Origin of the sequence: Microbacterium sp., from assembly GCF_031988965.1 — a bacterium.
Taxonomy (GTDB): Bacteria; Actinomycetota; Actinomycetes; order Actinomycetales; family Microbacteriaceae; genus Microbacterium.
The window spans coordinates 1-9,352 of the sequence record NZ_DALZXX010000114.1 but is presented as its reverse complement, the minus strand read 5'-3'; the positions used below and the strand labels follow the sequence as shown (position 1 = coordinate 9,352).

Sequence of the window (9,352 nt, the reverse complement as noted above, 5' to 3'; positions counted from 1 at the left end):
GCTCGCGGGCGGCTCCCTCGGTCCCGGTCGCCTGGCGGAAGCCGGCCCGTCCGCGCTGCCGTTCGCACTCGCGCTCGGAGGAGAGGTTCTTCTGGGCGCCGCGATCCTGCTGCTCTCGCCTCGCAACCGCGACGAGCTCGCCGAGGAGCGCACCGATCGATGGCTCGCCGAGATGTCCGCCTCCGAGCTCGTCTCCGCGACGCCGACCCCACCCGGGGCGTTCCCGCGCGACGCCGACGCCGACGCATCCGACACCGCGCCTCTCGAAGACCTCTCGGGCCACCGCCTCCCCGGCACTGAGACGAAGGATCCCCGCGCCTGACATGCGGGTCGGGGCGTCTCCCGCGCCCCGGTAGACTGGGCGCGTGCTCACGGTCGCCGTTCTCATCTCGGGCACCGGCTCGAACCTTCGCGCCCTCCTCGAGGCCGCTCGTCACCCCGATTTTCCCGCGCGGGTGGTGGTCGTCGGCGCCGATCGCGAAGCCGACGGTCTCGCCCACGCCGAGGAGTTCGGCATCCCGAGCTTCACCGTCCCGTGGCATGAGCACGAGTCCCGCGAGGCCTGGGGCGAGGAACTCGGTCGTCAGCTCGCCGTCTGGAACGCCGACCTCGTCGTGCTCAGCGGACTGATGCGTCTGCTCCCTGCCGGGCTCGTCGCCGACCTCGCGCCGCGCCTGATCAACACGCACCCCGCGTACCTGCCGGAATTCCCCGGTGCGCACGGTGTGCGCGACGCGCTCGCCGCGGGTGTCTCCCAGACCGGCGCCAGTGTGATCGTCGTCGACGACGGCGTCGACACCGGGCCGATCCTCGCGCAGGAGCGCGTGCCGGTCCTCGACGGCGACACCGAGCACAGCCTGCACGAGCGCATCAAACCTGTCGAACGTCGACTGCTCATCGACGTGGTGCGCCGCATCGCCACGGGCGAGCTGTCGCTGTCCTCCACACCCTGATCTGATCCACGCACGCCACCCTCGCACGAAGGAGCCCTCCATGGCCGGCCCCCGCCACGACCACTCGCTGTACCGCGATCGCGACACCGTTCCGGTGCGCCGCGCACTCGTCTCGGTCAGCGACAAGACCGATCTGCTCGTGCTCGCCAAGGCGCTCTCCGACGCGGGAGTGCAGATCGTCTCGACCGGCTCGACGGCCTCGACGATCCGCGAGGCCGGGTTCGAGGTCACCGATGTCGCGGCCGTCACCGGCGTCGCCGAGATGCTCGACGGACGCGTCAAGACCCTGCACCCGAAGATCCACGGCGGCCTGCTCGCCGACCTCCGCCTCGAGGACCACGAGCGTCAGCTGGCCGAGCTCGACATCGAGCCGTTCGAGCTGGTCGTCGTGAACCTCTACCCGTTCGTCGAGACGGTCGCCTCGGGCGCCGAGGGCGACGACGTCGTCGAGCAGATCGACATCGGCGGCCCTGCCATGGTCCGTGCCTCGGCGAAGAACCACGCCAACGTCGCGATCGTCGTCTCGCCGCAGTCGTATCCGGGAATCATCAGCGCGATCGAGAGCGGCGGCACCACGCTCACGCAGCGCCGCGAGCTGGCGGCCCGAGCGTTCGCGCACACGGCCGCGTACGACACCGCTGTCGCCGCCTGGTTCGCCGAGGGCACGCTGGGTGACGGCGACGATCTGCCCACGCACCTCACGATCCAGGCTGAGCGCCTGGCGACGCTGCGCTACGGCGAGAACTCGCACCAGCGCGGTGCGATCTACACCCGCGTCGGCGGGCACGGCATCGCCCAGGCCACCCAGCTGCAGGGCAAGGAGATGTCGTACAACAACTACGTCGACGCGGATGCCGCGCTGCGCGCCGCCTACGACATGGTCAAGCCGGCCGTCGCGATCATCAAGCACGCGAACCCGTGCGGCATCGCGACCACCGCTCCGAACGCCCTCGACCCGATCGCGAGCGCGCACATCCGCGCTCACGAGTGCGACCCGGTGTCGGCGTACGGCGGGGTCATCGCCGCGAACGGCACCGTGACGCTCAAGATGGCCGAGAACCTCAAGGACATCTTCACCGAGGTCATCGTCGCGCCGTCGTTCGAGCCCGCAGCCCTCGAGGTCTTCAAGGCGAAGAAGAACCTGCGTCTGCTGCAGCTGCCCGAGGACTGGCAGCAGGAGCGCATGGACGTGCGCCTCGTCTCCGGTGGCCTGCTGCTGCAGGATGCCGACCGGTTCCCCGACGACATCGTCTCGGTCGCGAAGAACTGGGAGCTCGTCTCGGGTGAGCGTCCGAGCGACGAGGAGATGGAGAACCTCATCTTCGCGTGGAAGGCCTGCCGCGCTGTGAAGTCGAACGCGATCGTGCTCGCGAAGGACAACGCCACGGTCGGCGTCGGCATGGGCCAGGTCAACCGCGTCGACTCGTGCCGCCTCGCGGTCGAGCGTGCGGGAGACCGCGCAGCCGGATCGGTCGCCGCCTCTGACGCGTTCTTCCCGTTCGCCGACGGCGCGCAGGTGCTCATCGACGCGGGCGTCACCGCGATCGTGCAGCCCGGCGGCTCGGTGCGCGATGAAGAGGTCGTGGATGCCGCGCGCAAGGCCGGCGTCACGATGTTCTTCACCGGAGAGCGTCACTTCTTCCACTGAGGATGACGGCCCCAGGGCCGCAGCACCCTCCGAGACCCCTCGCGTCATCGTCGGCGCGAGGGGTCTCGCGCTGTCTGCAGGGGTGCGGACCGAGGTTCACAGTGATGTCCGATTCCCGCCAGCCGGTGTCGGCGGTGCATGACAGAGTGGAGCCATGAGCTTCCCTGTGACCGACTTCGACGAGCGATATCGCGCGATCAGCGCCCGCGACACGCGCTTCGACGGTCAGTTCGTGACCGCCGTGAGCTCCACCGGCATCTATTGCCGGCCGAGCTGCCCCGCGCGCACGCCCAAGCCGCAGAACGTCACCTTCTACCCGACGAGCGCGGCGGCTCACGAGGCAGGCTTCCGCGCCTGCAAGCGCTGCCTCCCTGAGGCGGCCCCAGGCTCACCCGCGTGGGATCTGCGCAGCGACGTCGCTGCTCGGGCGATGCGTCTCATCGCCTCGGGCGTGGTCGAGCGCGAGGGGGTCTCCGGGCTCGCCGTGCGTCTCGGATACTCGACGCGGCACCTCACACGGCTGCTCTCGACCGAACTCGGTGCGGGGCCCCTCGCCCTCGCGCGGGCGCATCGGGCTCACACGGCGCGGATGCTGCTCGTCGGAACGGACATGCAGATCTCCGACGTCGCGTTCTCGGCGGGCTTCGCGAGCATCCGGCAGTGCAACGACACGATCCGCGAGGTGTTCGGCCTGACGCCGGGCGAGCTCAGGGCCCGTCGGAAGATGCCGGCGTCGGCCGCTCCCGGCGCGATCGACCTCGTTCTCCCGTATCGCGGTCCTTTCGACGCGGCAGGCATCTTCCACTGGATGGCGGCCCGTGCGGTGTCGGGGGTCGAAGAGGCCACGGCCACGTCGTTCTCGCGTCATCTGCGCATGGCGGGCGGGGCGGCGTGGTTCGAGGTGAGTCAGGATGAGACGGAGCGACTGCACCTGCGCGCCCGCGTCGCGCAGCTCGGCGACCTCGCTCCGCTCGTGTCGACCGTGCGACGGATCTTCGATCTCGACGCCGACCCTCTCGCCGTCGATCAGGCGCTGAGCGCGCATCCGGAGCTCGCTCCGCTCGTCGCACGCACTCCCGGCATCCGTGTGCCCGGTTCGGCGGACCCGCATGAGATGCTGATCCGCGCGATGATCGGCCAGCAGATCACGGTCGTCGCCGCCCGCACCGCCCTCACGGCTCTGACCGAGGCGTTGGGGGAGCGCACGGAGCAGGGGCTTCTGTTCCCCACGCTGTCGGCGATCGCCGAGCGAGGGGCCGAGGTGCTGCGCGGGCCGGGGGCTCGTATCAGGGCGATCGTCGGTGCCGCCGCAGCTCTCGCCGACGGCTCGCTCCCGCTCACGGTCGGAGACGACGGCGTCGAGCAGCGAGCCGCGCTGCTCGCGATGCCGGGCATCGGTCCCTGGACGGCCGACTACGTGCGTATGCGCGTGCTCGGCGACCCCGACGTGCTGCTCCCCGGCGACGTCGCACTGCGCGCAGGGGCTGCAGCGTCCGGACTTCCGAGCGATCCGCGGACGCTCGTCGCGTGGGCGGAGCGCACTGCTCCGTGGCGCAGCTATCTCAGCGCACATCTCTGGCGAGCAGCACCAGCGCGCCCTGTGCGACGGACGCGCGCGTCCCAGACCCCCACCTTTGTGAAGGAGACCCCATGAACGCCATCATCCAGACCATCGAGACCCCGGACGGACCCTTCACCATCCTCGCCGACGAGCGCCAGCGAGTGCTGTCCTCAGGATGGACGGCCGATCAGGCGACGATCGTCGCCCGTCTCGCGCCCCTCGGCCGCCCGACGGAGGTGCGCGAGCGCGACACCGATGCGGCAGCCGCGGCGCTTGCCTTCTACGCAGGAGACCTTTCGGCGATCGACGCGGTCGCCGTCAAGCAGACGGGAACGACGCTGCAGCTCGCCGGATGGTCGGCGCTGCGCGAGATCGAGCCGGGGGAGCCGTTGACCTACACCTCGTTCGCGGCTCGCCTCGGCAACCCGCGGGCGGTGCGGGCCGCCGCCTCGATCTGCGCCCGCAATGCTCCGGCGCTGTTCGTGCCGTGCCATCGCGTGCTGCGCGCCGACGGCACGCTCGGCGGGTTCGCCTGGGGGCTCGATGTCAAGGCGAGCCTGTTGGAACGAGAAGCCGCGCGGGGGTGAATCGCACAGCCATCGACCGGCGCAGGGTCGGACGTCGAGACCGGAATCCCGGCATCCGATGCCGCCAGAAGAAGAGGACGTCGACGAATCGGGAATCTCTCTTGTGCTCAGCTGGTTCACAGGAATAGGCTGGTGGGCTGTCGCACCGACCGGGACGACACAGCCGAGCCCCTGAGGAGGACACCATGACATCGATCGCCGCTGCGCAGATCGCCGCTCTCGGCTCGACCCCGGTGCGCCCGCTCCGCTAGAGCCCTTCCCACACGCACGACTGCACCGGATGCCGGACTCCGAGAGTCCGTTCCCGCATCCGTCGTCTTCAGTAACCGCATTCCATACGAAACTCGTCTGAGAGACATGTCTTCCTCGCCTTCATCGCAGAACGCCTCCCCGTCGTCCTCCCTTTCCACTCCCGCCGCACTGTGGCGTCTCAAGCCCTTCGTGAAGCCGGTCATCTGGCGGCTCGCGGGCGGCGCGGCCAGTGCGCTCGCGGCCGCGATCATCGCGCTGATGATCCCGATCGTGCTCGAGCAGATCATCCGCGGCCCGGTACAGGCCGGCGCCGTCGACGCCATCGTGTGGGGTGCGCTCGCCGTCTTCGGCCTCGCCCTCGGTGAGGCGCTGATGGTCTGGCTGCGCCGACAGTTCGTGCTCAACCCCGCCACTCAGGTCGAGTACACGATGCGCACCGAGCTGTACTCGCGCCTGCAGACGCTGCCGGTGTCGTTCCATGACCGGTGGCAGTCGGGGCAGCTGCTGAGCCGCATGATGCAGGACATCGGCCTCATCCGCCGGTGGCTCGCCTTCGGCCTCGTGCTGCTCGTCGTCAACATCCTCACGATCGTCATCGGCGCGGTGCTGCTGTTCCGCTGGCACTGGCTGCTCGGCACGATCTTCATCGTCACGGCGATCCCGCTGTGGATCCGCGGATACCTGTTCGAGAAGCGCTACGGCGCGCTCACGCGGCGCAGTCAGGACCAGGCGGGCGACCTCGCCACCAGCGTCGAGGAGAGCGTGCACGGCATCCGCGTGCTCAAGGCCTTCGGTCGTGGCAAGCACGCGCTCAGCCGTTTCAGCCGTCAGGCCGAGACGCTGCGCGAGACCGAGATGAGCAAGGCCGGCGCGATCGCGTCGATCTGGTTCTGGCTCGATCTGATGCCTCAGATCGCGTTCGGCCTCAGTCTGATGTCGGGCATCTGGCTCATCTCGCAGGGCGCGATCGAGCTGCCCGAGCTCTTCGCGTTCTTCGCGATGGCGACGGTGCTCCGCTGGCCGATCGAGTCGATCGGGTTCCTGTTCTCGTTCATGCTCGATGCGCGCACCGCGACCGACCGCGTGTTCGACATCTTCTCCGAGACCAACACGATCACCGACCCCGAGAACCCGGTGCACATCGCCGAGCCGCGCGGTGAGCTCGCGTTCGAGGGAGCGCACTTCCGCTACCAGGACGCGGGAGCGCATGAGCGCGACCTGCTCGACGGCATCGACCTGGTGCTGCGTCCGGGCGAGACCATGGCGCTCGTGGGCCTGACCGGCAGTGGCAAGACGACGCTGACCACCCTGCCGACGCGTCTGTACGACGTCACGGGGGGCCGCGTCACGCTCGACGGTGTCGACGTTCGTGACCTGCCGCTCGCCGAGCTGCGCCAGCACATCGCCATGGCGTTCGAGGACGCGACGCTGTTCTCGGCGACCGTGCGCGAGAACGTGCTGCTCGGACGAGCCGACCTCGACGTGCACAGCGACGAGGCCGAGCGCGTCCTGCGCGAGGCTCTCGACGTCGCCCAGGCGGCGTTCGTCGATTCGCTCCCCGACGGCGTCGAGACGATCATCGGCGAAGAGGGGCTCAGCCTGTCGGGCGGTCAGCGTCAGCGTCTGGCTCTCGCCCGCGCCGTCGCCGCCCGGCCGAAGGTGCTCGTCCTCGACGACCCGCTCTCGGCTCTCGACGTCGACACCGAGGCACTCGTCGAGGAGGCGCTGCGCCACGTGCTGGCAGACACGACCGCCATGATCGTCGCGCATCGCCCGTCGACCGTGGCCCTGGCTGATCGCGTGGCTCTGCTCGAAGCAGGACGCGTCACCGCGGTCGGCACGCACAGCGAGCTGCTCAAGACGAGTCGCCACTACCGGCACGTCATCTCGAGTCTCGAGGCGGAGGAGGCCGCGCGCACCGGCGCGATCCCGATCATCCGCGATCAGGACGAGGAGAGTGACGAGATCGACGCCGTGGTCCGTGAGGGAATCCGCGAGGCCGCCGCCGACGAAGAGATCAGCATCGAGAGGGAGGTGCAGCGATGAGCTCCGCCATCACCGGAACCCAGGACGAAGACCGCTCCCGGTACACCAAGGAGGAGAGCCGGGCGATCCGTCGTCGCTCGCTGCGCCTGCTGGGGTCGCTCGTGCGCCCGCTGAAGCGCCAGATCATCCTCGCCGGGGTGGTGCTGGTGATCTCGACCGCACTGCAGGTCGCCGGCCCGATCCTGATCAGCATCGGTCTCGACCGGGCCCTGCCCGCGGTGCTCGACCGCGCCGATTGGATGCCGACGTTCATGATCGGCGGCATCTATCTGCTCGCGGGCGCCGTGGCGGCCGTCATGATCGCCTGGTACGTCATCATCGCGGCGAAACTGACCCAGGCCGTGCTGCTGGATCTGCGCAAGCGGATCTTCCTGCACACCCAGCGCCTGAGTCTCGAGTTCCACGAGTCGTACACGTCGGGGCGCATCATCTCGCGACAGACGAGCGACCTCGACTCGATCAAGGAGCTTCTCGACGGCGGGCTGAATGAGCTCGTCTCGGGTGTGCTCTTCGGGCTCTTCACCTTCATCGCCCTGTGCGTGTGGGACTGGCAGTCGGGACTCATCCTGGCGATCGGCGGCATCCCGCTGTTCTTCCTGATGCGCTGGTTCTACTCGCGGTCGCAGCTCGTCTACCGTGAGTCACGCGTGATCAGCGCGAAGGTGATCGTGCAGTTCGTCGAGACCATGACGGGCATCCGCGCGGTGAAGGCGTTCCGCAAGGAGCCGCGCAACGATGCCGCCTTCCAGAAGATCGCGGGGGAGTACCGCGACGTGAACCGTCGCTCGATGCTGTTGTTCGGCACGTTCGAGCCCGGCCTCATGGGCGTCGCCGCCCTCGTGCTCGGCATCGTCGTGCTCTGGGGCGGCATCCGGGTGTCCGAGGGCGCGCTCACCGTCGGTGTGCTGCTGTCGGCGGTGCTGTACGTGCGCAACTTCTTCGCGCCCATGCAGGAGATCGCGATGTTCCTGAACTCCTACCAGTCCGCCACGGCGGCGCTCGAGAAGGTGTCGGGCGTGCTCGAAGAGGTGCCGACGGTTCCGGACCCCGAGAAGCCGGTCGATCTGTGGGAGTCGCGCGGCCACATCGAGTTCGACGGGGTCACCTTCGGGTACAACGGCGAGAAGACGATCCTCCCGAACTTCTCGCTCGACATCCCCGCAGGACAGACGATCGCGCTGGTCGGAACGACCGGGGCGGGAAAGTCGACCCTGGCGAAGCTGATCTCGCGCTTCTACGATCCTTCGATCGGCACGGTGACTCTCGACGGCGTGGATCTGCGGAAGCTGCACCCGAAGGATCTCCGGCGCGCGATCGTCATGGTGACGCAGGAGGCGTACCTGTTCAGCGGCACCGTCGCCGACAACATCGCCCTCGGCAAGCCGGATGCGTCGCTCGACGAGATCAGGGCGGCGGCGCGTGCGGTCGGCGCCGACGAGTTCATCTCGTCGCTGCCCGACGGCTATGGCACCGACGTGAACAAGCGTGGTGGCCGCGTGTCTGCGGGTCAGCGTCAGCTGATCTCGTTCGCCCGCGCCTTCCTCGCCGACCCCGCCGTGCTGATCCTCGACGAGGCGACGGCCTCGCTCGACATCCCGTCGGAGCGGCTGATCCAGGATGCTCTGCAGACCCTGCTCAAGGACCGCACGGCGATCATCATCGCGCACCGCCTGTCGACGGTCGCGATCGCCGACCGTGTCCTGGTCATGGAGCACGGGAAGATCATCGAGGACGACACACCCGAGACGCTGATCAGCGGCACGGGCAAGTTCGCCCAACTGCACGCCGCCTGGCAGGAGACACTCGTCTGATCGAGCGGGAATCCGCAGAGCCGAGGCCACGACCGATCAGCGGTCGTGGCCTCGGTCGTGCGCCGACGGGCGGAGCGCCGACGGCTCTGCCTGGGTAGCATCGACGTATGGATCCGTTGCTGCTCGCCGTGGAGTTGTGGTGGATCGCGCCCATCGCAGCCGGCGGGGTGGCCGCGGGGGCGGTCGGCCTGCGCAGACGCAGTACGAAGAGCGGTCGCCGACTCGAGTACGATGCGGCTCGTCACGATCTCAAGATCGCCCGGACTGCAGCGGTCGAACGTCGGACGGCCGTCAAGCTCGCCAGAGCGGATGTCGCTCGCCTCTCCGCCGAACGCAGTGCGCGTCGCGCGACGCCCGAGCAGGTGGCGGGTGCGAAGCGGATGCTGCGCGCCAAGGAGAACGACGCGAAGGCAGCCTCCGCAGACGTCCGTGCGAAGCAGGTGCGCCTGAACGCCGCGCGCGCGGCCATCCCCGCAGCATCCGCTCCCCGCCCG

6 protein-coding genes and 2 pseudogenes are annotated in these 9,352 nt (G+C 69.2%); all 8 read left to right on the top strand.

Going from position 1 to position 9,352, the window contains the following annotated elements:
* Nucleotides 1-322: pseudogene (locus RTM68_RS14610) on the top strand (hypothetical protein); the annotation flags it as partial.
* A 43-nt stretch (nucleotides 323-365) separates the two neighbouring features.
* Complete coding sequence (gene purN, locus RTM68_RS14605; RefSeq protein ID WP_312172225.1) at nucleotides 366-953, top strand: phosphoribosylglycinamide formyltransferase; 588 nt, start codon at nucleotides 366-368, stop codon at nucleotides 951-953.
* A gap of 40 nt (nucleotides 954-993) precedes the next feature.
* Nucleotides 994-2,601: a bifunctional phosphoribosylaminoimidazolecarboxamide formyltransferase/IMP cyclohydrolase gene (purH, locus tag RTM68_RS14600; protein ID WP_312172222.1), complete on the top strand. Its 1,608-nt coding sequence runs from the start codon at nucleotides 994-996 to the stop codon at nucleotides 2,599-2,601.
* Between the two features lie 154 nt (nucleotides 2,602-2,755).
* Entirely contained in the window at nucleotides 2,756-4,255 is a 1,500-nt protein-coding gene (locus RTM68_RS14595) for an AlkA N-terminal domain-containing protein (protein ID WP_312172220.1), read from the top strand.
* Nucleotides 4,252-4,749, top strand: coding sequence for a methylated-DNA--[protein]-cysteine S-methyltransferase (locus tag RTM68_RS14590; protein WP_312172217.1), 498 nt, complete (start codon nucleotides 4,252-4,254; stop codon nucleotides 4,747-4,749). Before RTM68_RS14595 ends, RTM68_RS14590 begins: the two co-directional genes overlap by 4 nt.
* 357 nt (nucleotides 4,750-5,106) lie before the next feature.
* On the top strand, nucleotides 5,107-7,047 hold the full coding sequence (locus RTM68_RS14585) for an ABC transporter ATP-binding protein (RefSeq protein ID WP_312172214.1): 1,941 nt from the start codon (nucleotides 5,107-5,109) through the stop codon (nucleotides 7,045-7,047).
* Nucleotides 7,044-8,858 (top strand): ABC transporter ATP-binding protein, encoded by a 1,815-nt coding sequence (locus RTM68_RS14580; RefSeq protein ID WP_312172211.1) that lies wholly within the window; start codon nucleotides 7,044-7,046, stop codon nucleotides 8,856-8,858. The genes RTM68_RS14585 and RTM68_RS14580 overlap by 4 nt, the downstream gene beginning before the upstream one ends.
* A gap of 107 nt (nucleotides 8,859-8,965) precedes the next feature.
* Nucleotides 8,966-9,352 (top strand): annotated as a pseudogene (locus RTM68_RS14575) (hypothetical protein); the annotation flags it as partial.